General features: G+C 47.9%; 24 protein-coding genes and 1 pseudogene. 12 read left to right on the plus strand and 13 right to left on the minus strand.

The genetic code is table 11. The features are described from left to right. Window positions 1-38: 38 nt before the first annotated feature. Entirely contained in the window at window positions 39-557 is a 519-nt protein-coding gene (locus A7Z29_RS02875) for a 2-oxo-tetronate isomerase (RefSeq protein WP_032225211.1), read from the minus strand. Between the two features lie 291 nt (window positions 558-848). Between A7Z29_RS02875 and ydeI the strand changes: the two genes are divergently transcribed. Both ydeI and dgcZ read left to right on the plus strand, forming a co-directional pair. Beyond that, window positions 849-1,241, plus strand: a complete 393-nt coding sequence (gene ydeI / locus A7Z29_RS02880; protein ID WP_000671720.1) for a YdeI family stress tolerance OB fold protein — start codon at window positions 849-851, stop codon at window positions 1,239-1,241. 258 nt (window positions 1,242-1,499) lie between these two features. Continuing rightward, entirely contained in the window at window positions 1,500-2,390 is an 891-nt protein-coding gene (dgcZ, locus tag A7Z29_RS02885; protein WP_000592846.1) for a diguanylate cyclase DgcZ, read from the plus strand. Window positions 2,391-2,505: 115 nt separating this feature from the next. Here the strand turns inward: dgcZ and A7Z29_RS23580 are convergent. The 3 genes and pseudogenes from A7Z29_RS23580 to ftrA all read right to left on the minus strand — a co-directional run bounded on the left by A7Z29_RS23580 (window position 2,506) and on the right by ftrA (window position 3,783). Further along, window positions 2,506-2,609: pseudogene (locus A7Z29_RS23580) on the minus strand (hypothetical protein). Beyond that, entirely contained in the window at window positions 2,609-2,704 is a 96-nt protein-coding gene (gene mgtS, locus A7Z29_RS02890; protein WP_000901364.1) for a protein MgtS, read from the minus strand. Before mgtS ends, A7Z29_RS23580 begins: the two are co-directional and overlap by 1 nt. A 107-nt stretch (window positions 2,705-2,811) precedes the next feature. Further along, window positions 2,812-3,783 (minus strand): transcriptional regulator FtrA, encoded by a 972-nt coding sequence (gene ftrA / locus A7Z29_RS02895; protein ID WP_123058398.1) that lies wholly within the window; start codon window positions 3,781-3,783, stop codon window positions 2,812-2,814. A gap of 94 nt (window positions 3,784-3,877) precedes the next feature. Here ftrA and A7Z29_RS02900 point away from each other — a divergent pair, with 94 nt between their 5' ends. Continuing rightward, window positions 3,878-4,276: a rhodanese-like domain-containing protein gene (locus A7Z29_RS02900; protein WP_001271098.1), complete on the plus strand. Its 399-nt coding sequence runs from the start codon at window positions 3,878-3,880 to the stop codon at window positions 4,274-4,276. Between the two features lie 35 nt (window positions 4,277-4,311). Here A7Z29_RS02900 and ydeE read toward each other — a convergent pair whose 3' ends face one another. Continuing rightward, complete coding sequence (gene ydeE / locus A7Z29_RS02905) at window positions 4,312-5,499, minus strand: efflux MFS transporter YdeE (protein WP_105289755.1); 1,188 nt, start codon at window positions 5,497-5,499, stop codon at window positions 4,312-4,314. A gap of 195 nt (window positions 5,500-5,694) precedes the next feature. On the opposite strand from ydeE, the gene eamA reads away from it, so the two are divergent. Further along, entirely contained in the window at window positions 5,695-6,594 is a 900-nt protein-coding gene (eamA, locus tag A7Z29_RS02910; protein ID WP_105289756.1) for an O-acetylserine/cysteine exporter, read from the plus strand. Between the two features lie 30 nt (window positions 6,595-6,624). Here eamA and marB read toward each other — a convergent pair whose 3' ends face one another. From marB to marR, 3 genes are read right to left on the minus strand one after another with little or no spacing between them, the layout of a single operon-like run. Further along, entirely contained in the window at window positions 6,625-6,843 is a 219-nt protein-coding gene (gene marB, locus A7Z29_RS02915) for a multiple antibiotic resistance protein MarB (protein WP_000803538.1), read from the minus strand. 30 nt (window positions 6,844-6,873) lie between these two features. Further along, window positions 6,874-7,257: an MDR efflux pump AcrAB transcriptional activator MarA gene (marA, locus tag A7Z29_RS02920; RefSeq protein WP_000091195.1), complete on the minus strand. Its 384-nt coding sequence runs from the start codon at window positions 7,255-7,257 to the stop codon at window positions 6,874-6,876. A gap of 20 nt (window positions 7,258-7,277) precedes the next feature. After that, a complete protein-coding gene (gene marR / locus A7Z29_RS02925; RefSeq protein ID WP_000843428.1) occupies window positions 7,278-7,712 on the minus strand; it encodes a multiple antibiotic resistance transcriptional regulator MarR in 435 nt (144 codons plus the stop codon). Between the two features lie 211 nt (window positions 7,713-7,923). On the opposite strand from marR, the gene marC reads away from it, so the two are divergent. After that, complete coding sequence (marC, locus tag A7Z29_RS02930) at window positions 7,924-8,589, plus strand: NAAT family transporter MarC (protein ID WP_000885044.1); 666 nt, start codon at window positions 7,924-7,926, stop codon at window positions 8,587-8,589. A gap of 181 nt (window positions 8,590-8,770) precedes the next feature. On the opposite strand, the gene ydeA is transcribed toward marC, so the two are convergent. Both ydeA and ptrR read right to left on the minus strand, forming a co-directional pair. Further along, window positions 8,771-9,961, minus strand: a complete 1,191-nt coding sequence (gene ydeA / locus A7Z29_RS02935) for an L-arabinose MFS transporter (protein ID WP_105289757.1) — start codon at window positions 9,959-9,961, stop codon at window positions 8,771-8,773. A gap of 147 nt (window positions 9,962-10,108) precedes the next feature. Next, complete coding sequence (gene ptrR, locus A7Z29_RS02940; RefSeq protein ID WP_105289758.1) at window positions 10,109-10,969, minus strand: putrescine utilization regulator PtrR; 861 nt, start codon at window positions 10,967-10,969, stop codon at window positions 10,109-10,111. A 100-nt stretch (window positions 10,970-11,069) separates the two neighbouring features. Here ptrR and sad point away from each other — a divergent pair, with 100 nt between their 5' ends. From sad to A7Z29_RS02980, 6 genes are all read left to right on the plus strand, one after another. Continuing rightward, a complete protein-coding gene (gene sad, locus A7Z29_RS02945) occupies window positions 11,070-12,458 on the plus strand; it encodes a succinate-semialdehyde dehydrogenase (protein ID WP_105289759.1) in 1,389 nt (462 codons plus the stop codon). Between the two features lie 63 nt (window positions 12,459-12,521). Next, window positions 12,522-13,448 carry a glutaminase B gene (gene glsB, locus A7Z29_RS02950; RefSeq protein ID WP_000257398.1) on the plus strand — a complete coding sequence of 309 codons (927 nt, stop codon included), beginning with the start codon at window positions 12,522-12,524 and terminating at the stop codon, window positions 13,446-13,448. Then, the gene (locus tag A7Z29_RS02955) at window positions 13,448-13,807 is read left to right on the plus strand and encodes a DUF4186 domain-containing protein (RefSeq protein WP_001191014.1); all 360 of its coding nucleotides are present in this window, start codon (window positions 13,448-13,450) and stop codon (window positions 13,805-13,807) included. The genes glsB and A7Z29_RS02955 overlap by 1 nt, the downstream gene beginning before the upstream one ends. A 138-nt stretch (window positions 13,808-13,945) precedes the next feature. After that, window positions 13,946-15,364 carry a GGDEF domain-containing protein gene (locus tag A7Z29_RS02965; RefSeq protein ID WP_123058397.1) on the plus strand — a complete coding sequence of 473 codons (1,419 nt, stop codon included), beginning with the start codon at window positions 13,946-13,948 and terminating at the stop codon, window positions 15,362-15,364. 226 nt (window positions 15,365-15,590) lie between these two features. Next, window positions 15,591-17,042, plus strand: a complete 1,452-nt coding sequence (uxaB, locus tag A7Z29_RS02970; RefSeq protein WP_105289760.1) for a tagaturonate reductase — start codon at window positions 15,591-15,593, stop codon at window positions 17,040-17,042. Window positions 17,043-17,238: 196 nt separating this feature from the next. Further along, window positions 17,239-18,153, plus strand: coding sequence for a bestrophin family protein (locus A7Z29_RS02980; RefSeq protein WP_024212389.1), 915 nt, complete (start codon window positions 17,239-17,241; stop codon window positions 18,151-18,153). A gap of 3 nt (window positions 18,154-18,156) precedes the next feature. Here A7Z29_RS02980 and tam read toward each other — a convergent pair whose 3' ends face one another. Continuing rightward, the gene (gene tam, locus A7Z29_RS02985; RefSeq protein WP_105280467.1) at window positions 18,157-18,915 is read right to left on the minus strand and encodes a trans-aconitate 2-methyltransferase; all 759 of its coding nucleotides are present in this window, start codon (window positions 18,913-18,915) and stop codon (window positions 18,157-18,159) included. A 380-nt stretch (window positions 18,916-19,295) separates the two neighbouring features. Here tam and A7Z29_RS02990 point away from each other — a divergent pair, with 380 nt between their 5' ends. Further along, window positions 19,296-20,249, plus strand: a complete 954-nt coding sequence (locus A7Z29_RS02990) for a hypothetical protein (protein ID WP_105289761.1) — start codon at window positions 19,296-19,298, stop codon at window positions 20,247-20,249. Between the two features lie 145 nt (window positions 20,250-20,394). On the opposite strand, the gene A7Z29_RS02995 is transcribed toward A7Z29_RS02990, so the two are convergent. Further along, window positions 20,395-20,835: a GNAT family N-acetyltransferase gene (locus A7Z29_RS02995; RefSeq protein ID WP_000243017.1), complete on the minus strand. Its 441-nt coding sequence runs from the start codon at window positions 20,833-20,835 to the stop codon at window positions 20,395-20,397. 463 nt (window positions 20,836-21,298) lie between these two features. Further along, entirely contained in the window at window positions 21,299-22,183 is an 885-nt protein-coding gene (locus A7Z29_RS03000; protein ID WP_001119030.1) for a LysR family transcriptional regulator, read from the minus strand. Between the last annotated feature and the right edge of the window lie 87 nt (window positions 22,184-22,270).

Consider the following 22,270-nt stretch of genomic DNA (forward strand, 5'->3'; position numbering starts at 1 on the left):
TAAATATAGCTGGTCTGGCGTAAAGCCAGGCCAGAAAGTCATTCCAGTAATTTCAAAAGCTGCGCCAGTGCAAATCGAACCGCCAATGCTAATACTGTTTCGCAATCACCATCAAAATGCATAACCGCAGTATGCGTATTTCCTTTTATATTCCATGCGAACCAGACTGTGCCTGCGGGCGTACCATCCTGCCCACCTTCAGGCCCACCGTAGCCGGTAATGGCAATACTAATATCGACATCTGCGCGCTCTTTGGCGCCAGTTGCCATTTCTGCCGCTATCTTCTCGCTCACCGCCGTATATTTCTCAAGAGATTGCTGACTGACGCCAAGGATTTTCATTTTGGCTTGATCGGTAAAAGTGACAAAGCCTGCGCCGTAAAACTTTGGTGTGTCTTCAGCAGCACACAGCGCGCAAGCCAACTTACCGCCAGTGCATGATTCGGAGGTAGTTAAGCGTAATTGATCAGCGATAAGTCTTTGGCTCAACGCGGATGTCAGGTTTTCAATAGTATCGCTATCTGCAAGTTGTACAATTTTATTGCTATTAATGTTCATCGTTGTTTGTCCACGTTATTAGCTGCAAAGGTGATTTGCCTTTTTGGTATGTTCTTTCACTATAATAAAAATCAGATTTATAAATCCGATTATTCTGAAAATATATTTAAGACTTAAACACAGCTTTCATTAATCTTTTTATTGTCTTTTTTGAGTTAAATTTGCAGCAAATTTTGTTGCTAGCTGACTGATTTTAATTGTTTTATAACAATCAGTACGATTCTTATTTGTCAATTATAAAAATAGCAACCAGACTTAATAAGTCAAACCAAACGCAATTAAGGAGTTAGTATGAAATTTCAGGCCATTGTATTAGCAGGTTTTCTTGTCATGCCTTATGCGTTGGCAGATGATCAGGGAGGTTTAAAACAGGATGCTGCGCCTCCACCGCCACATGCAATAGAAGACGGCTATCGCGGAACTGATGATGCAAAAAAAATGACCGTTGATTTTGCGAAAACTATGCATGATGGTGCCTCAGTTTCATTACGTGGTAATTTGATTTCCCACAAGGGTGAAGACCGTTACGTTTTTCGTGATAAGAGCGGTGAGATTAATGTTGTTATTCCTGCTGCCGTCTTTGATGGACGACAAGTTCAGCCTGACCAGATGATCAACATTAGCGGGAGTCTGGATAAGAAAAGCACTCCAGCCGTCGTTCGGGTCACACATCTGCAGAAATAGTCACAAAAATAAATGCGTCTGATGGCCCAATCAATAGGGGCATCAGGCTTTACTGTTTATGTTATTTGCCTCTGTTTTATGGTGCAAGGAAGGGATAATTTACAGTATTAAACACTTTTTTATCTGCTTATTTTGTTTTAAATCAGAATGTTATCTTTAACGTCGTCTCAGATTAGGATTTCTATTAAAATATTGACGTAATTTTTCTTTTCTCTCGGTAGAATAGCGCGCACAAGGAACTGTGAAAAAGGAGTGGCAATGATCAAGAAGACAACGGAAATCGATGCCATCTTGCTAAATCTCAATAAGGCTATCGATGCCCATTATCAGTGGCTGGTGAGTATGTTTCACAGCGTGGTCGCGAGAGATGCCAGTAAGCCAGAAATTACGGATAACCATTCTTATGGACTGTGCCAGTTTGGTCGCTGGATTGATCATCTGGGGCCACTCGATAACGATGAATTACCTTACGTTCGGCTAATGGATTCTGCCCATCAACATATGCATAACTGTGGTCGGGAATTAATGTTGGCAATTGTCGAAAATCGCTGGCAGGACGCTCATTTTGACGAATTTCAGGAAGGGTTACTTTCTTTTACTGCAGCATTAACAGATTACAAAATTTATTTGCTGACAATTCGTAGCAATATGGATGTTCTGACTGGATTACCTGGTCGTCGGGTTCTTGATGAATCCTTTGATCATCAATTACGTAATGCTGAGCCACTGAATCTCTATTTAATGCTGCTGGATATAGACCGATTTAAATTGGTTAATGATACCTACGGGCATTTAATCGGTGATGTGGTATTACGAACCCTGGCAACTTACTTATCTGCCTGGACGCGTGATTACGAAACGGTTTATCGCTATGGTGGCGAAGAATTTATCATCATTGTCAAAGCTGCTAATGATGAAGATGCATGTCGTGCCGGAGTACGTATTTGCCAGCGAGTCGATACCCATGCAATCGCATATTCTGAAGGGCATATCAACATAACCGTGACCGCAGGTGTGAGCCGCGCATTTCCTGAAGAACCGCTGGATGTGGTCATCGGAAGAGCAGACCGGGCAATGTATGAGGGTAAGCAAACTGGAAGAAATCGCTGCATGTTTATTGACGAACAAAACGTGATTACCCGAGTTTAAGCACCGTTTAACATTCATTGAGAAAAATAATGCTACTGTGTCAATGATCCGTTACCAGTGCAGAGAAAAGCCTGTTAGCGCAAAAGTAAAAACACAAATCTATCCATGCAAGCATTCACCGCCAGTTTACTGGCGGTTTTTTTCGCCGTCAGAAAAATCAGGCCCCTTGTACACAATTGTAACAAGGGGCCGGTTAGGTGAGGGATTATCTCCGTTCATTAGTCATCCCATTTGTGGCTGAAATACGCGGCCAGAAAGCCAGAAAATAAAATTATTCCCAGTACAGCTATAAAAACATTCATATTACCCAGCATTATTTGCCTCCGTTTATGGTGTGGTGTGTTTCCTCTCTTACCTTAATTTTCATCTCAATGAGAAAGATATTAGCAGAGGTAACCTAAACGAAGGCTGAATTAGAGGGTTAATGTGATGAGGAACGGCTGTTTTTCCGATATTGTGAAGGGGATAATAAAAAACGCTGGTGAAAATGATGACGCAGTAAAGATGAATTACCAAACCCCGTCAGATCTGCAATTTTATCGATGCTAAACGACGAATTTTGCAGATAATCTTCCACTCGTATTAATCGCTCATTGAGAAGCCAGCGGGCGGGTGTCATACCCGTTAAGGCGACAAAGCGTCTTAAAAAAGTACGTTGACTCATATTCACTCGTCCGGCGAGAGAGGCAACGGTATGCGTTTGTGCCAGATTTTGCTGTAAAAAGTCGAATAATGCGCCTAACGTATGGCTTTCACGCGGCGCAGCCATCGGGCGTGTCAGGTTTTGTGGTTGCTCACCGTGGCGATGAGGCTGAATGACCAGCCGCCGGGCGACATTATTAGCAATTTCGTGACCATAATCTTTGCGCACGATATGTAAGCACAGATCGATCCCCGCTGCGCTTCCGGCGGAGGTCATCACTTGTCCTTCATCCTGATATAACACATTGTCACTTACGTGAATTGAAGGGTAACGATGCTGGAGTTGTTCCGTGTAGCGCCAGTGGGTGGTTGCTTTTCGCTGGTGAAGAAGGCCAGTGGCGGCAAGGACAAATACGCCCGAGCATATCGAAACCAGGCGAGTACCGCGTTGATGTGCTTCGCGCAACGCCTGGCATAGCATTTCTGGTACTGTTGCATCTATACCGCGCCAGCCTGGAATAATAATCATATCGGCTTCAGTCAGTAGCTCCAGCCCGCCATCCGCAACTACGTGGATCCCGCCAGTAGCTTGCAGCGCACCGGGTTCTACCGCAGCAACAGCAAACCGATACCAGTTATCGCCCAGTTCCGGTCGCGGCAGGCCGAAGATTTCAACGGCTACACCAAATTCGAAAGTGCATAGTCCGTCATAAGCCAATACAACAACCAGCGGGCGCTGCAATGTTGGCATCATTTTACTCTTTTCTGGCATATCGTGAGGCAGTCAGTGAAAGGTTGATTGGTTACATTATTGTTAACACAACAACCCAAAAGGAAAAAGCAATATGCGTTATGTCACTGAATTTACCGCAGCGAAACCGGACGTTGCCGAAGCGCATTTTCTCATGCGTTTGAGTGTTGAAACGGATTGCGCCGATGTTCATGACTCGCTGGCCTACATTGGCGATGATTTCGTTTTGCTGCATGTGGTCGGACGTGAAGAGGATTTCGCTCATCGGCATATCCCAGGCGCAATTCATCTGCCCCATAAGCAAATGACCGAAGAGAGAATGGCTCAATGGCCGGAAGATACTCTGTTTGTGGTGTATTGCGCGGGGCCACATTGTAACGGCGCAGACCGCGCGGCACTCAAACTGGCTCGGTTAGGAAGGCCAGTTAAAATCATGATCGGCGGGGTAACCGGCTGGGAAGATGAAGGCTACGCCTTTGCAACAGGAAAATAATGAGTCAAGCCGTGCCGTTAAGGCACGGCAGAGAGTCAACAAAGAACCGGCTGCCCCCAGGGTCTTGCGTGAATGCCTTTTAACATCAGCACCCATGCAGCAATGATCGCCAACGCTAAGATGACAAACAGCGAGGACGGCGGCAGGCGGGTGAGCACGACGCCACTCACTAATGGGTTAATCGCTGCACCAAGCCAGCCTAAAGACTGGGCGGAAAAATAGCTGGCTTTCATCCCTGGCGGTGCAATATGGTCAATCAACATATATTCACCAGGGGCATAAATGATTTCGCCAAGAGTAAACACGGCGGCTGAAATTCCCCAAAGTAGCAGGCTGTTGCCCGAAAAGATAAACCCGACCAGACCGATGACAAAGCAGAGAGTGCCGACCGTCATTAGCGCGCGGATATTGATCGGATTAATGCGCCGGCCCACGGAATATTGCAACGTAACTACCATCGCAGCATTAACCGGAAGAACAACCGCGACCACCTTTTCGGCAAAATCACCATCAGCAATCACCATCACGTATTGTGAAATGCACGAGGCAAACGCTCCGCTCACGAAAGAGGCCAGAAAGGCTGAGCAGGTGAACCACAGCAGAGCTTTATCCTGTAACAAAACCTTTGGAGACCAGACGCTGCCTGTCTCTGTGGCGATGATTTTCTCGCTGCGTTTCACCCAAATTTGAATGAAAAGCACAGGAAACGCAGAACAGATGGCTGCCAGCCAAAAGGGCAGATTGATACTTTGCATCACCAACAGCGTGCCGAGCGGTGGGCCGATGGTCCAGCCAATGTTGAGCATGGTGTAGTTGATCGAGAAGATCTTCGTTTTACTGGCGGAGGAAAGATTATCGGCAAACCAGGCCTTCAACACGGTAGCAAAAACGGAATACGCGCAGTTGATGAGCGCGAAGAACAGCACCACCAGCGTCACGTTGTCCACCAGGGGAATGGCGATAAAGCCGCTGGCGAAGGCGGTAATTGCCAGTAACATATAACGCTTCTTGTCAAACTTATCCGCCAGAATGCCAAATCCGAGGCTGAAAACGACGCCGATAGTGAGCGCAATTGTCATCGCATAACCAATCAAATCGACACCCAGACCGTACTGGCGACTCAAATAAATAGTCATAAACGGCAGCGTAGCGCCGCGTCCGATGGTTAATAACAACGACGAGGCAAGAAGGGCGCTGGTAGAGCGTCGCAGAGATAAGTTCATTTGGCTGTCCGGCAGTGCGTTTCGTTATGTTTTGTTTTAGAGATGTAAAGAAATAGCATGGCAAAAATCCGAAGTATAGCGACTTATTTGCGCATTAATGCCGTCGTAAACGGTGACTAACGAATCAACTGTTAAAAAAAAGTAAATTCCGCTAAGTTGATTGCTTACAAAAGATGAAAATTCAGGGGCGGTAGAATGTCGCGAAAAGATGGGTTGTTGGCGCTACTGGTAGTGGTTGTGTGGGGGCTTAATTTTGTGGTCATCAAAGTGGGGCTTCATAATATGCCACCGCTGATGTTGGCCGGTTTGCGCTTTATGCTGGTGGCCTTCCCGGCAATCTTTTTTATCGCACGACCGAAAGTACCGCTGAATTTGCTGCTGGGGTATGGTTTAACCATCAGTTTTGCGCAGTTTGCCTTTCTCTTCTGCGCCATTAACTTCGGTATGCCAGCAGGTCTGGCCTCGCTGGTTTTACAGGCACAGGCGTTTTTTACGATTGTCCTCGGCGCGTTTACTTTCGGTGAACGACTACATGGCAAGCAACTGGCGGGGATCGCCTTAGCGATATTTGGCGTGCTGGTGTTGATTGAAGGTAGCCTGAACGGTCAGCATGTGGCGATGCTCGGTTTTATGCTGACCCTGGCGGCAGCATTTAGCTGGGCGTGTGGCAACATCTTCAATAAAAAGATCATGTCGCACTCATCGCGCCCGGCAGTGATGTCGCTGGTAGTGTGGAGCGCATTGATCCCGATTCTCCCGTTCTTTGTCGCCTCGCTCATTCTCGATGGTTCCGCAACAATGATTCACAGCCTGGTCACTATCGACGTGACCACCATTTTGTCTCTGATGTATCTGGCGTTTGTGGCGACGATTGTCGGCTATGGGCTCTGGGGTACGCTGCTTGGGCGTTATGAAACCTGGCGCGTGGCACCGTTATCGTTACTTGTCCCGGTAGTCGGTCTGGCAAGTGCGGCGTTCTTGTTAGATGAACGATTAACGGGTCTGCAATTTTTCGGTGCGGTGCTGATAATGGGCGGGCTGTATATCAATGTGTTTGGTTTGCGGTGGCGTAAAGCGGTGAAGGTGAGAAGTTAATAAGCCCCGATATGTCGGGGCCAGAATTAACTACATGGCGTGTTGATTATAATAGGGCACGCCCAGCGCATCCGACTTATCACTGCCTGTCCCCATGTGATTTAAATCGAATGGTGGTTGTTCCTGCGATGGGGGAACAATCACTTCATCACCACAGGGAATAACCGTCGGCTGCGTGGTTTGTTCCGCAAAGCCTTGCGCAGAAAAGACAATAAGCGCGGTTATCATTGCGGATAAAAGTGGTTTCATGATTGCCTCAGTGACGTTGTCACGTTTAAACTAGCTATTGTAATGATTTAATGGATGTAAAAAGCGCGATTCGCCCTGAATATTAGCCATCCGGTATTTATGCGGCGGAACATCAAAGTAGTTTTTGAAGGTTCGGGTCAGCGTTTGCTGGGACTCGAAACCATAACGTTCTGCCAGATAGAGTATCGGCTCGTTGCTTTCTTTCAGCTTTTGCGCGATTTCTGTCATCTTACGGCTGCGGATATATTGACCTAATGAATGGCCGGTTTCTTTTTTAAACATCCGTTGCAGGTGCCATTTGGAGTAACCCGAACGCTCTGACACTTTCTCCAGTGACAGTGGCGATTCCAGGTTGTCCTCGATCCAGTCCAAAATGCTATGAATGGTAATAGCGTCAGTGTTGCGTCTGGACATCGTCATACCTCTTTTTTTGTTTACGGCAGGACTTTCTTAAGCAAATGCTCAAGCGTTGCCACTTCGTCCGCCGTCAGGTTTTTTGTTAATTCTTGATGCAGATCCTGGCCAACTAATTGATGGCATTGTTCACATATTGCTGCGCCGCTGGCGGTGAGTTTTACCAGCACGCCGCGCTTGTCATTCGGGTTTGGCAACCGTTCCACCCAGCCTTTACAGACCAGGCGATCCAGCATACGGGTCAGTGCCCCCAGGTCGACCGACAACACTTTTTTCAGTTCAACCGGCGTAATGCACGCTGCGCAGCGGATAGAGCAGAGCACCTTAAACTGTGCCGCAGTGATATCCAGCGGAGACAGATAATCGTTAAGCAGACGGTCTTTCTTCTGATTAACCATATAGATTAAGCGACCCAAGGGGATGATTTCATTGAACAGGTCGCTGGTACTTTTCACATTGGTTGCCCTGGCAAGTAATTAGTTGCAGGGGATAATATTGCCCAGGCAAGTATAAGTCAAATGAATGAATTGTCTGATGCCACGTTTTGCTAAATCGGTTCAAGTTTTGGTCAGTGCTATGCAAGATTAGTTAAAGAGTGAAACTTTCTCTTTGTTTTCCCTTTATACTTTTCGCTGATGACTCAGACACACAGGATAACAACCACCAATGTTAGATTTGTTTAAAGCAATTAGTCTGGGGCTGGTGGTGTTGCTGCCGTTAGCCAACCCATTAACGACAGTCGCGTTATTTCTTGGCCTGGCGGGCAACATGAACAGCGCCGAACGTAACCGCCAGTCGTTGATGGCCTCGGTATACGTATTTGCCATCATGATGGTGGCGTATTACGCCGGGCAACTGGTGATGGATACGTTCGGCATTTCGATTCCCGGTCTACGTATTGCTGGGGGGTTAATTGTTGCATTTATCGGTTTCCGTATGCTCTTTCCCCAGCAAAAGGCAACGGATTCACCGGAAGCAAAAAGCAAATCGGAAGAGCTGGAAGATGAACCCAGCGCCAATATTGCTTTTGTGCCACTGGCAATGCCAAGTACCGCCGGACCGGGAACCATTGCGATGATCATTAGCTCGGCGTCAACGGTGCGTCAGAGTTCAACCTTCGCGGACTGGGTGCTGATGGTTGCGCCGCCGCTGATCTTTTTCCTGGTGGCGGTCATTTTGTGGGGAAGTCTACGTAGCTCTGGTGCCATTATGCGGCTGGTGGGGAAAGGGGGAATTGAAGCGATCTCCCGCCTGATGGGCTTCTTGCTGGTTTGTATGGGCGTGCAATTTATTATTAACGGCATCCTGGAAATTATTAAAACTTACCATTAAAAAAGACCCAAATGGGTCTGAGCAGATGACAAACGCAACATTGCCTATGCGCTACGTTTATCAGGCCTACGTAATCTCTGCAATGTATTGAGTTGTAGGCCGGATAAGGCGTTCCCGCCGCATCCGGCATAAACAAAGCGCACGTTGTCAATAATCTGAAAGGCTCGTTCGTGCATGGAAGCTATTGTGTCTGTTCTTCAAGTGCCACAGGCCAGCGGCGGAATATGACGATTGACCATATCAACGCGGCGAGAGCCGGAACTGCACCCACATAACCAATCATCGACATCGACCAGTGTAGACTTACCTGATTACCCACCAGCGCCCCGGCGCCAATACCAATATTAAATATCCCGGAAAAGAGCGCCATCGCAACGTCGGTGGCATCTGGTGCCAGCGCCAGTACTTTAACCTGCATCCCAAGTCCGATGATCATCATCGCGATCCCCCAGAAAATGCTCAGCACGCCGAGGTGTATCTCGCTACTTGCCGAAGGCAACAGTAGTGCCAGGCACACCAGCAATAGCGCAATCGCCGCACTGACCAGCACAGATGCGTGCTGATTACCCAGCTTACCGAAAATGACGCTACCAATGATGCCCGCACCACCGAGCATCAACAGCAATGCTGTGGCAAAGTTGGCGCTGAACCCCGCAACGTTTTGCACAAAAGGTTCAATATAGCTGTATGCCGTGTAATGGGCGGTGACCACGACTACCGTCAGCAAATAAATGCTCATCAATGCCGGGCGACGAAACAGCAGCGGAAGACTTTTTAACGAACCAGAGTGCTCACTGGGCAGCAATGGAAGTAATTTGATCAGGCACAAAAGGGTGATAAGCGCCCCGATACCAATCGCGAAGAAGGTTGTTCGCCAGCCGAAATACTGCCCCACAATGCGCCCGATAGGTAAACCTAATACCATCGCCAGTGCTGTGCCGGTGGCAATTAAACTCAATGCCTGCGCTCGCTTTCCGGCTGGCGCCATACGGATTGCCAGAGACGCCGTAATCGACCAGAAAATAGCATGGGCGAAAGCCACACCAATGCGACTGATTACCAGAACGGTAAAGCTCCACGATAAAAACGACAGTATGTGGCTGGCGATAAACACCACAAACAGACAGATCAGCAATTTGCGGCGTTCGACCTGACTGGTCATTAGCATAAAAGGCAGTGACATTAGCGCCACTACCCACGCATAAATGGTCAACATGATACCGACCTGTGCGGTTTGCATATGAAAGCTTTGCGCAATATCAGAAAGCAAACCTACAGGCACAAATTCGGTGGTATTGAAGATGAAGGCGGCAACGGCCAGCGTAACGACCCGTAGCCACGCCACTTTGCGGGAAACCATATTTGTTGTCATAACCGATTATCGGATGAGTTGCGAAAAGGTAATGAAATGATCTTAAAACGGTTAATGATCTGAATACAACGGTTTTGTGATCTATGTCGCGTTTCGCCGATTCATGTCATGCTGTATCAACGGCAGCGTGAGTAGCCGGTACAACATTTAGTCTGGTACATCCAGCAGTTCAATAAACGCCTCAAGCGGGCGCGTTTTCGCACCGCGACGCCAGACCAGCCAGGTTGTTAACCAACGCCATTGCTCAGCCAACGGCCATGCTTCAACCTGGTGATGCCCCGGCATACTTTCCAGCATAGAACGAGGGATAAGCGCAATGCCCGCACCCGCGACCACACAGGCCAGCATCCCGTGATACGACTCCATCTCATGAATAGTCCCCGGTGCGGCACCGTCAGCATGAAACCAGCTCTCAAAATGACGGCGATACGAACAATTGGCGCGAAAGGCATAGATGTTGTAACCATTAACCTGACTGGCACGGGTAACTGGCACATGTCCTTGCGGCGTGACGATCATCAGCTCCTCACGATACACCGGTATCCCGTCGATGGCGGTATGGTTAATCGGCCCATCAATAAATGCCGCATTCAGCTTTCCTTCCAGTACGCCGTCCAGCATCGTGCCGGAAGGGCCGGTGGAAAGTGAAAACTGAATTTTGGGGTAACGACGGTTAAATTCTGCCAGCGTTGCCGGAATACGCACTGCGGCGGTGCTTTCCAGCGATCCGAGAGAAAACAGACCTTGCGGCTCATCGCCAGCCACGACATTTCTCGCCTCATCCACCAGCGCGAGAATTTGTTGGCTGTAGCGTAAAAAGTTATGCCCGGCGGGAGAGAGACGTAAACGCTGATTTTCGCGGATAAACAGCTCAACACCGAGCTCTGTTTCCAGTTGACGTATACGAGTCGTGAGATTCGACGGCACACGATGTACTTTAGCCGCAGCCTGGGTAATGCTGCCTGCCTCGGCAACTGCGTTGAACATCTCCAATTGAGTCAGATCCATAGCATTCTCGATTTGTGAATAAGTGGCTTAATATTATTCATTTTCAAACAAGAGTAAATCTACGTATCTTCAAACCATAACTCATAAAGGAGATACCCCAATGACCATCACTCCGGCGACCCATGCCATTTCGATAAATCCAGCTAACGGTGAACAACTGTCTTCACTGCCCTGGACAGGCGCTGACGATATTGAAAACGCTCTTCAGCTTGCAGTGGAAGGTTTTCGCGGCTGGCGCGAGACAAGCGTAGATTACCGGGCGGAAAAACTGCGAGATATCGGTAAAGCTCTGCGTACTCGCAGCGAAGAGATAGCGCAAATGATCACCCGCGAAATGGGTAAACCCATCAAGCAGGCACGTGCCGAAGTGGTGAAATCGGCGAATTTGTGTGACTGGTATGCAGAACATGGCCCGTCAATGCTGAAAGCAGAGCCAACGCTGGTTGAGAATCAGCAGGCGGTTATTGAGTATCGACCAATGGGGACGATTCTGGCAGTTATGCCGTGGAACTTTCCTTTATGGCAAGTGATGCGCGGCGCTGTTCCCATCATTCTTGCAGGTAACGGCTACTTACTTAAGCACGCGCCGAATGTGACGGGCTGTGCTCAGCTCATTGCCCTGGTGTTTAAAGACGCGGGTATCCCTCAGGGCGTATATGGCTGGCTAAATGCCGATAACGATGGTGTCAGTCAGATGATTAAAGATCCACGTATTGCGGCAGTCACCGTGACCGGGAGTGTTCGTGCGGGAGCAGCTATTGGTGCACAGGCTGGTGCGGCACTGAAAAAATGCGTACTGGAGCTGGGCGGTTCAGATCCGTTTATTGTGCTTAACGATGCCGATCTGGAACTGGCGGTTAAAGCGGCGGTTGCCGGGCGTTACCAGAATACCGGACAGGTTTGCGCGGCGGCAAAACGCTTTATCATCGAAGAGGGGATTGCTTCGGCATTTACCGAACGTTTTGTAGCGGCTGCGGCAGCGTTGAAAATGGGCGATCCCCGTGACGAAGAGAACGATCTTGGTCCGATGGCACGTTTTGACTTGCGTGATGAGTTGCATCATCAGGTGGAAAAAACTCTGGCGCAGGGCGCACGTTTGTTACTGGGCGGGGAAAAGATGGCTGGGGCAGGTAACTGCTATCCGCCAACGGTTCTGGCAAATGTCACCCCAGAAATGACCGCATTTCGTGAAGAAATGTTTGGCCCCGTTGCGGCAATCACCGTAGCGAGAGATGCAGAACATGCGCTGGAACTGGCGAATGACAGTGAGTTCGGCCTTTCAGCGACGATCTTTACCGCTGACGAAACACGAGCCAGACAGATGGCGGTACGTCTGGAATGCGGCGGCGTGTTTATCAATGGTTTCTGCGCCAGCGACGCACGGGTCGCTTTTGGCGGTGTGAAGAAGAGCGGTTTTGGGCGTGAACTTTCTCATTTCGGCTTACATGAGTTCTGTAATATCCAGACGGTGTGGAAAGACCGGATCTGACGTCACATATTTAGCTCTGTTATACTCGCAGGTCTTTTCAGACCTGCGAGCAAGGAGCAGAGAGTGGCAGTCGCCATGGATAATGCAATTTTAGAAAATATCTTGCGGCAAGTACGTCCGCTAATTGGTCAGGGTAAAGTCGCTGATTATATTCCGGCACTGGCAACCGTCGATGGTTCCCGTCTGGGGATTGCTATCTGTACCGTTGATGGGCAGCTTTTCCAGGCCGGAGACGCGCAAGAACGATTTTCTATTCAGTCTATTTCCAAAGTGCTCAGTCTCGTTGTTGCTATGCGTCATTACTCCGAAGAAGAAATCTGGCAACGCGTCGGCAAAGATCCGTCGGGATCTCCGTTCAATTCCTTAGTCCAACTGGAAATGGAGCAGGGCATTCCGCGTAATCCGTTTATTAATGCCGGTGCGCTGGTGGTCTGCGATATGTTGCAAGGGCGATTAAGCGCACCACGGCAACGTATGCTGGAAGTCGTGCGCGGCTTAAGCGGCGTGTCTGATATTGCCTACGATACGGTGGTTGCCCGTTCCGAGTTTGAACATTCCGCGCGAAATGCGGCTATTGCCTGGCTGATGAAGTCGTTTGGCAATTTCCATCATGATGTGACAACCGTTCTGCAAAACTACTTTCATTACTGTGCACTGAAAATGAGCTGCGTTGAGCTGGCGCGGACGTTTGTTTTTCTGGCAAATCAGGGAAAGGCTATTCATATCGATGAGCCCGTAGTGACGCCGATGCAGGCGCGGCAAATTAACGCGTTGATGGCAACGAGCGGAATGTACCAGAACGCGGGGGAGTTTGCCTGGCGGGTAGGCCTTCCGGCGAAATCTGGCGTTGGCGGCGGTATTGTTGCGATCGTCCCGCATGAAATGGCTATCGCGGTATGGAGCCCGGAACTGGATGATGCAGGTAACTCGCTTGCCGGTATCGCAGTACTTGAACAATTAACGAAACAGTTAGGACGCTCGGTTTATTAATGCAGTCACTTGATCCACTCTTCGCGCGTTTAGCCCGTTCAAAATTTCGCTCTCGCTTTCGTCTGGGCGTCAAGGAGCGTCAGTATTGTCTGGAGAAGGGCGCGCCGGTTATTGAACAACATGCGGCAGATTTTGTCGCTAAGCGTCTTGCGCCGGCATTACCGGCGAACGACGGGAAGCAAACCCCCATGCGCGGGCATCCGGTGTTTATCGCTCAACACGCCACCGCGACCTGCTGCCGTGGCTGTCTGGCTAAGTGGCATAACATTCCGCAGGGTGTTTCGTTAAGTGAGGAACAACAACGTTATATCGTGACGGTTATCTATCACTGGCTGGTTATTCAGATGAATCAGCCATAAGAATGGTGGTAAAAGCCAAAAGATCATCTGATTGATATCTTTCTTTGTCGCCGCTGTCAGCGAACATGCTATCCTTTATGAGAATTTACTTATTGCGTTGAGATAATTGCCACTCGCAATTGTATGGACAGATAATTAATGCATGTACACCCCATATCCACTTTCCGTTTGTTCCAGGAAGGTCATCTACTACGTAATAGCATTGCAATTTTTGCGCTAACGACGCTGTTCTATTTTATAGGTGCAGAGCTACGCCTGGTTCACGAACTTTCTCTTTTCTGGCCGCTGAATGGCGTGATGGCTGGGGTATTTGCCCGCTACGTCTGGCTTAATCGTCTGCATTACTATGCCATCTGTTACGTGGCAATGCTGGTTTATGATGCCATGACCACCGAATGGGGGCTGGTTTCACTGGTTATCAATTTATCCAATATGATGTTTATCGTAACTGTCGCCCTACTGGTTATGCGGGATAAGCGTCTGGGGAAAAATAAGTACGAGCCAGTAAGCGCATTACGGTTATTTAATTATTGTCTGATTGCCGCTTTATTATGTGCCATCGTCGGGGCGATTGGTTCGGTTAGTATTGATAGCCTGGATTTCTGGCCTTTGCTTGCTGACTGGTTTAGTGAACAATTCTCAACAGGCGTGTTGATTGTGCCTTGTATGCTGACGCTGGCAATTCCTGGGGTATTGCCGCGCTTTAAAGCAGAGCAGATGATGCCAGCCATTGCGCTTATTGTGTCGGTTATTGCCTCGGTCGTCATTGGCGGAGCGGGGAGTCTGGCGTTCCCGCTGCCTGCATTAATCTGGTGTGCAGTGCGCTATACGCCACAGGTGACGTGTCTGCTGACTTTTATCACCGGAGCAGTGGAGATCGTACTGGTAGCAAATTCGGTAATTGATATCGCCGTCGGTTCGCCGTTCTTTATTCCGCAGATGTTTTCCGCGCGTCTGGGCATTGCCACGATGGCGATTTGCCCAATTATGGTTTCCTTTAGCGTGGCAGCGATTAATTCGCTAATGAAGCAAGTTGCGCTGCGAGCCGACTTTGATTTTCTGACTCAGGTTTACTCACGATCCGGTCTTTATGAGGCGCTGAAAAGTCCATCTCTGCAACAGACACAACATCTGACCGTCATGTTGCTTGATATCGACTATTTCAAAAGCATTAACGATAACTATGGTCATGAGTGTGGCGATAAAGTGTTAAGCGTGTTTGCCCAGCATATTCAGAAAATTGTCGGCGATAAGGGGCTGGTGGCGAGAATGGGAGGCGAAGAGTTTGCCGTAGCCGTGCCATCAATGAATCCCGTTGATGGTCTGCTGATGGCGGAGAAAATTCGTAAAGGCGTTGAACTACAACCGTTTACCTGGCAACAAAAGACGCTTTATCTGACGGTTAGCATCGGCGTCGGTAGTGGGGATGCTTCATACCGCACACTAACCGATGACTTCAATAAATTGATGGTCGAAGCTGATGCGTGTCTCTATCGGTCGAAGAAAGACGGGCGTAACCGCACCAGTACCATGCGTTATGGTGAGGAAGTTGTCTGACAGCTTTGTTATTTTGTCACAGTTTTAGCATAATGTGTTCTACCACTCTGTCGACTGGAGAAAGAGGAAAATCCTCGATGGAACCATGATCTGTGCCACATTTTTATCTTAAACCTGCTAATTAATCATCACGAGTTGATCAAAACAGGGGTTCAATGTATTAAAGTTTGCTAACCTGTCGTACCAATTCAAGCAGGTTGTATGACTAATCAAAAGGGAACCCATTGTGAAAACACTAAATCGTCGCGATTTTCCCGGTGCACAGTATCCAGAACGAATCATTCAGTTTGGTGAAGGTAACTTTCTGCGCGCCTTTGTTGACTGGCAAATTGATCTCCTGAATGAACACACCGACCTGAATTCTGGCGTGGTCGTTGTTCGTCCGATTGAAACTTCATTCCCGCCGTCACTGAGCACGCAGGATGGTCTGTATACCACCATTATTCGTGGCCTGAATGAGAAGGGAGAAGCGGTCAGCGATGCGCGTCTGATTCGTTCTGTAAACCGTGAAATCAGCGTCTACGGTGACTACGATGAATTCCTGAAACTTGCACATAATCCGGAAATGCGCTTCGTCTTTTCCAACACCACAGAGGCGGGTATTAGCTATCATGCGGGCGACAAATTTGATGATGCGCCAGCAGTAAGCTATCCGGCAAAACTGACGCGTCTGCTGTTCGAACGTTTCAGCCATTTCAACGGCGCGCTGGATAAAGGTTGGATCATCATTCCGTGTGAGCTGATCGACTACAACGGCGACGCGTTGCGTGAACTGGTGCTGCGCTACGCACAAGAATGGGCACTGCCCGAAGCATTTATTCAATGGCTGGATCAGGCTAACAGTTTCTGTTCTACGCTGGTGGACCGCATCGTTACCGGTTATCCGCGTGATGAAGTGGTTAAACTGGAAGCTGAACTCGGCTATCACGATGGTTTCCTCGACACCGCTGAACACTTTTACCTGTTTGTGATTCAGGGGCCGAAATCCTTAGCGACTGAACTGCGTCTGGATAAATATCCGCTTAACGTGCTGATTGTTGACGATATTAAACCGTATAAAGAGCGCAAAGTAGCAATCCTTAATGGCGCACACACCGCGCTGGTGCCGGTGGCGTTCCAGGCAGGGCTGGATACCGTCGGCGAAGCGATGAACGATGCTGAAATTTGCGCATTCGTTGAAAAAGCCATTTACGAAGAGATTATTCCGGTGTTGGATCTGCCACGTGATGAACTGGAATCTTTCGCCAGTGCCGTCACCGGGCGTTTCCGTAACCCGTACATTAAGCATCAGCTGCTGTCTATCGCGCTCAACGGTATGACCAAGTTCCGCACCCGCATCCTGCCGCAGTTGCTGGCAGGGCAGAAGGAAAACGGCACACTTCCGGCGCGCCTCACTTTCGCATTAGCGGCATTGATTGCGTTCTATCGCGGAGAGCGTAACGGAGAAACGTATCCGGTACAGGACGATGCGCACTGGCTGGAACGTTACCAGCAACTCTGGAGCCAGCATCGTGACCGCGTTATCGGCACCCAGGAACTGGTTGCGATTGTGTTAGCAGAAAAAGACCACTGGGAGCAGGACCTGACGCAAGTGCCTGGTCTGGTCGAGCAGGTTGCTAATGACCTGGATGCGATTCTCGAAAAAGGAATGCGCGAAGCTGTACGTCCGTTGTGCTAATACTCTGAACCCGGTTTCGACCGGGTTTCTTATTTGACTATATTAGTTACAACATCCTATGTGCCTTTATCATTAACAGGTGCCACATGCAGAACCTGTTAATGTTGTAAGCTTGTAGGTAATTTGTAAGTAGTGTCTTGAGAATGTGATCGGAATCACGTTTAATAGTGCGACTTTTCCACGCCTGAAGATAATCATGATTGTTCGCCCACAACAACACTGGCTGCGCCGTATTTTTGTCTGGCACGGTTCAGTATTATCCAAAATATCCTCGCGTTTGCTACTAAACTTTCTCTTTTCTATCGCTGTTATTTTCATGCTGCCCTGGTACACGCATTTGGGCATCAAATTCACCCTCGCACCGTTCAGCATTCTCGGTGTCGCCATCGCCATTTTTCTTGGTTTTCGTAATAATGCTGGGTACGCCCGTTACGTTGAAGCGCGCAAACTTTGGGGGCAGTTGATGATTGCTTCACGGTCGTTACTGCGCGAGGTAAAAACGACATTGCCGGATTCGGCAAGTGTAAAGGAGTTTGCCCGGCTACAAATCGCCTTCGCCCACTGTTTACGCATGACATTACGCAAACAGCCACAGGCGGGAGTGCTGGCACATTATCTTAATACTGGAGATCTTCAGCGAGTACTGGCTTCCAACTCTCCAGCTAACCGTATTTTATTGATAATGGGTGAGTGGTTGGCCGTTCAGCGGCGAAACGGGCTACTTTCTGACATTCTGTTTATTAGTCTGAACGATCGTCTTAATGATATTTCTGCGGTACTGGCAGGGTGCGAGCGTATTGCATATACACCAATTCCCTTTGCTTACACCCTGATTTTGCATCGCACCGTTTATCTTTTTTGCATTATGCTACCGTTTGCCCTTGTGGTGGATCTGCATTACATGACGCCTTTTATCTCAGTGCTAATTTCCTACACCTTTATTTCGCTGGATTGTCTGGCGGAAGAGCTGGAAGATCCGTTCGGTACTGAAAACAATGATTTACCGTTGGATGCCATCTGCAACGCTATTGAAATTGACCTGTTACAGATGAACGACGAAACAGAAATTCCGCCGAAGATTCTTCCCGATCGCCATTACCAGCTGACGTAATAATTACTCCGTGCGCCGGGCAACAATAAACAGACGCGGAAATGCCAACAGTATCTGCCCGTTCTCCTGCAGTGGATACTGTTCTTCCAGCATCTGATGGTAGCGCGTAAGAAAATGCTGCTGCTCACTCTCCGTCAGATCCTGCAACCATGGGCGTAATCCGGTGGCTGTCACCCAGTCAATAATCGCCTGGTGCGACGGCATCTGGTGATAGTAGGTGGTGCGCCAGATATCAACCTCACATCCGGCTTCGCTCAGAATATCGTAGTAAGCATGAACGCCTGCCAGCGGTTCGCGTCCACGATCCGGATAATGCTGCTCCCAGGCGACTTCGCGCATTAACACATGCGTCGGCTCCAGCCAGTTGTCCGGCATTTGCACCGCCAGCACGCCATGCGGATTGAGTAACGATACCAGATGCGGAAACAGTTCATAGTGTTCGGGCAGCCATTGCAGCGAGGCATTGGCGAAAATCAGATCGAGTGCATGGTTAGGTTGCCAATTGCGGATGTCTGCTTCCACAAACTGACATTCTGGTAAAATTGCGCGCGCTTCGGCAATCATCGCCGGAGACGAATCAATGCCGGTAATTTTAGCCGTTGGCCAGCGTTGATGTAGCAGGGCGGTGCTATTGCCTGGGCCACAGCCAAGATCGGCTATTTCCCAGGCGTTTTCCAGAGGGACTCTGGCAAGCAGTTCTACTGCCGGTCGTGACCGTTCGGCGTTGAAGTGCAGATATAAAGAGGGATTCCAGTCAGCCATTTTTTTACTCCCGTCAGCGCATTATCCCAAGTGTAGATAAAACTGATGGATTCGCCTCACGTCATCAATCCATTGAACACGCGCTTTGTACGTGGCCTACGTGATTAACTCAAATGTAGCCTGGCGTAAATTTTAATTACAACCACTTTAAAACAAATAAAATCCATATATTAAGTTTTTTGTTGATTTTATATGAATCTATTAACATACAGAATATTCAATATCTAATTTTAATATCTGCCAGCCAAATATCCATGAAGTAAATAATTCCACAGAGGATTTTTTTTGATATCCTTAGGGCAGGAGCCAGATTTGAAGGAGTTTTTTGTGCAATCATGGCATTTTGGACACTAACTCTATCGGATATAGAGATATAAAACATGACGAGAAAATTTGCATTCAACATTTTATACATCATTGATGTTTTAGGTGATGAGGATCTTGATTCCCCGAGTGACATCAAAATCAATAATAAACCAGATGATATAACGCTTAAAAGTAATACTGCCTCAAAACTATTTAAATCCATATCAAGTCTGAAAGTGCCAATTCCTATTGTTTTTGTTAAGATACATAATATCCCCATGCTGAATTCTTTCTTTAAAGAGCTGGAAAAAGGAGTCATAAAAAAAGGGTTAATTCCTATAGTGCATTTTGAGTGTCATGGTTCACCTGAGGAAGGGATGTTTTTTCCTGGAATTAAAAAGTATATCTCCTGGGGGGAGATGAATGATTTATTTTTAATGATAAACAAACATACAATGAATAACCTACTGGCCATTGTCGCGGGATGTGACAGTTTCAAATCAACAGAAAATATAGAGTTTGCAAAAGGAAGCCCTTATGGCTGCTATATTGGCGCAAACAAAGTTACTGACGCAAGTATAATTAGCAGGTTTAAAGATTTTTACCGTTATATCTTTTTATATAATGATTTCGATGGAGCTTGTGATCTTTTAGGTGCCGATTTTTCTATGGTTTTCTCATATGATATCTGTATGCAAAGCTTTTTACTTCCATTGGTCTTGAGTTATTTCGGAAAAGATAAAAAAGAGTTTGTTGAGTATACAATCAACCGACTAATAGACAATGGACAACAGGGCTCTATAGGTGAAATAAGAAAGTTAGCAAAATACAGGTTAAAACATATTGATAAGTATTATGAACGTTCTGGTGTTCAATTCTTACATGGGCAAAAGCCGCTTGCGTTTACGGAATTAAAGCGAATTGCACAGGAACTTAAGGACAAACTTATTGACGAGGCTAAATTCAACCTCGAACTGAGGAATGCAATTAAATTGAAAAGAAATACAATCATGGGGAAGGGGGTTTGACCCTGAAAACACTGGATTTACTACTGTAGAATACCTGGTGTACATCAAGTCAGATGATATACACCAGGTGGCACAACTTACGAAGTGGTTATAATAATCAGCTTGCGCTCGTACTCGAATCCGACATGCAAACCTCGCTGGAGAGTTATTTAACAATGGGCATGTCTGCGAGAAGCTTAACAAAACGCTTCCTCACTTCCTGATAACCGTGGCTTTCATAAAACTTGTGTGCTCTGATTCTACGTTCACTGCTTGAAAGCTCAATTTGAGAACATCCCTTATCCAGTGCGATTTGCTCAGAGGCAATGAGAAGCTTCTTTCCGATACCTGTTCCTCGCGACGATTCATCTATGACCAGAGCTGAAATTAATGCCCACAAACCGTTTTCATGTACAGGGGTGATAAAATTCATCACAATAACCCCGCAGAGTTCCTTTTCTGCTTCAGCAACCAAAATACTAAGACTGGTATGCTTCTGGTTAATATGATTTTCTAAGCGTTCTACATCTGTCTGATAACCCAATTGCAGAAAGAGCTTTTGTAGAGATGGTATATCTTTTAATTCAGGAGTCCTGATTAAGACCATTGCCATAACCTTTGTCAGAAGAGTTAAGTAAAAATATCCCAGTCTCTCTAAAGTTGCCAGGGTTGCTTTTCGCTGTGAATTCAACTGATGGACGCACAATGTTGCTGAATGAGCTCACCAGTACAAGCACGTCGATCCTTGGCTACTGAATTTTGGGGGCGCGAAGCCTGCGTGGAACCAAACACGTCCTGTAAGAGCCTGAGTTGATTAACATCGGTCATTGAGAAAAACTCAGTTCCGAATGCAGTTATGAGTCTCATCCTTTGAAAGCAGTGGTGAGACTGTAGCGCGGGCATGGCTATATTTGCCAGAAATGGACATCTCAATTTAGCCTCTACAACCTATGTCAAAGCTAAGTTCAGATGTCCGGGGCAGGGTAAAGCTGAAATGTCCGCTGTGTGCCAGAAACGGACGTTGTTTTCCAACTATTACCCAGGCCTGCGAATCATCTCATCTTCATCCCTTAAATTCTCAATGTATCGATAACCGCTCGTAGAGCGGGTGACACATTTCTGTGCGGATAATAGATATATGAACCTTCCAGGCGTTGGCTGTAGCATTGCAAAACTCTGATCAGCGCCCCCTGTTCTATATCATCAGACACCAATTCCTCCGGAACATAAGCCAGTCCCAGACCTAGCCTCGCGGCTTTGGCTTCCATATAACTGTCAGCAAAGGCCCATTGTCCCTGAGGCTGATGGGTGATCTTTTTACCGTCCTGATTGAGTTCCCAGGCATACAGGCTGCCGTCGCCGAACTGGTAAGCGATGCAGGGATGACCCACTAAATCGGTGGGGGTTTGCGGAAATCCGTAGCGACGAAAGTGCTCGGGTGTGCCGACAACGGCCATCTCCATATCGGGCGAAATACGCACCGCGACCATACCGCTATCCACTTCCGAGCCCAGACGTATACCGGCATCGAAGCGTTCAGTAATAATATCGACAAACCGGCTTTCACTGATGAGCTCCAGCCGAATATCCGGGTAGCGTTGTTTAAACACCGCCAGCTTCGGCAGCAGTACTTTGTCAATGGCGTGCTGGCTGGCATTAATACGGACCGTACCCGATGGTGTATGGCGATAATGGGCCAGCGTGGCAAGCCCCATATCTAAGGCGTCAAATCCAGATTCGACGTTTTTATAGAGCAACTCGCCAGCATGGGTGAGCGATAGCTTGCGCGTGGTGCGTACCAGAAGCTGCACGCCCAGTCGTTCTTCCAGCTCGCGCACTGCACGGCTAATTCCTGACTGCGCCAGACCAAGCCTCTGTGCGGCGGCGGTAAAACTCCCTTCTCGCACGACCTGCATAAACAGATAGAGATCGTTATAGTTTTCCCTTTTCGCCATCATTCTTCCTCTGCTGCTGCATCACAATTCAGAACAATATGGTATTAATCTTAGCATTATTTACCCTCTAATCAGCACTATTAGTGC

Source organism: Escherichia sp. MOD1-EC6842, from assembly GCF_002965705.1.
Classification (GTDB): Bacteria; Pseudomonadota; Gammaproteobacteria; order Enterobacterales; family Enterobacteriaceae; genus Escherichia; species Escherichia ruysiae.

Bases quoted from the DNA above. Each gene is read 5' to 3' on its own strand.
- A7Z29_RS02875 (WP_032225211.1), bottom strand. From the start codon at position 557: ATGAACATTAATAGCAATAAAATTGTACAACTTGCAGATAGCGATACT.
- ydeI (WP_000671720.1), top strand. From the start codon at position 849: ATGAAATTTCAGGCCATTGTATTAGCAGGTTTTCTTGTCATGCCTTAT.
- dgcZ (WP_000592846.1), top strand. From the start codon at position 1,500: ATGATCAAGAAGACAACGGAAATCGATGCCATCTTGCTAAATCTCAAT.
- mgtS (WP_000901364.1), bottom strand. From the start codon at position 2,704: ATGCTGGGTAATATGAATGTTTTTATAGCTGTACTGGGAATAATTTTA.
- ftrA (WP_123058398.1), bottom strand. From the start codon at position 3,783: ATGCCAACATTGCAGCGCCCGCTGGTTGTTGTATTGGCTTATGACGGA.
- A7Z29_RS02900 (WP_001271098.1), top strand. From the start codon at position 3,878: ATGCGTTATGTCACTGAATTTACCGCAGCGAAACCGGACGTTGCCGAA.
- ydeE (WP_105289755.1), bottom strand. From the start codon at position 5,499: ATGAACTTATCTCTGCGACGCTCTACCAGCGCCCTTCTTGCCTCGTCG.
- eamA (WP_105289756.1), top strand. From the start codon at position 5,695: ATGTCGCGAAAAGATGGGTTGTTGGCGCTACTGGTAGTGGTTGTGTGG.
- marB (WP_000803538.1), bottom strand. From the start codon at position 6,843: ATGAAACCACTTTTATCCGCAATGATAACCGCGCTTATTGTCTTTTCT.
- marA (WP_000091195.1), bottom strand. From the start codon at position 7,257: ATGTCCAGACGCAACACTGACGCTATTACCATTCATAGCATTTTGGAC.
- marC (WP_000885044.1), top strand. From the start codon at position 7,924: ATGTTAGATTTGTTTAAAGCAATTAGTCTGGGGCTGGTGGTGTTGCTG.
- ydeA (WP_105289757.1), bottom strand. From the start codon at position 9,961: ATGACAACAAATATGGTTTCCCGCAAAGTGGCGTGGCTACGGGTCGTT.
- ptrR (WP_105289758.1), bottom strand. From the start codon at position 10,969: ATGGATCTGACTCAATTGGAGATGTTCAACGCAGTTGCCGAGGCAGGC.
- sad (WP_105289759.1), top strand. From the start codon at position 11,070: ATGACCATCACTCCGGCGACCCATGCCATTTCGATAAATCCAGCTAAC.
- A7Z29_RS02955 (WP_001191014.1), top strand. From the start codon at position 13,448: ATGCAGTCACTTGATCCACTCTTCGCGCGTTTAGCCCGTTCAAAATTT.
- A7Z29_RS02965 (WP_123058397.1), top strand. From the start codon at position 13,946: ATGCATGTACACCCCATATCCACTTTCCGTTTGTTCCAGGAAGGTCAT.
- A7Z29_RS02980 (WP_024212389.1), top strand. From the start codon at position 17,239: ATGATTGTTCGCCCACAACAACACTGGCTGCGCCGTATTTTTGTCTGG.
- tam (WP_105280467.1), bottom strand. From the start codon at position 18,915: ATGGCTGACTGGAATCCCTCTTTATATCTGCACTTCAACGCCGAACGG.
- A7Z29_RS02990 (WP_105289761.1), top strand. From the start codon at position 19,296: ATGACGAGAAAATTTGCATTCAACATTTTATACATCATTGATGTTTTA.
- A7Z29_RS02995 (WP_000243017.1), bottom strand. From the start codon at position 20,835: ATGGTCTTAATCAGGACTCCTGAATTAAAAGATATACCATCTCTACAA.
- A7Z29_RS03000 (WP_001119030.1), bottom strand. From the start codon at position 22,183: ATGGCGAAAAGGGAAAACTATAACGATCTCTATCTGTTTATGCAGGTC.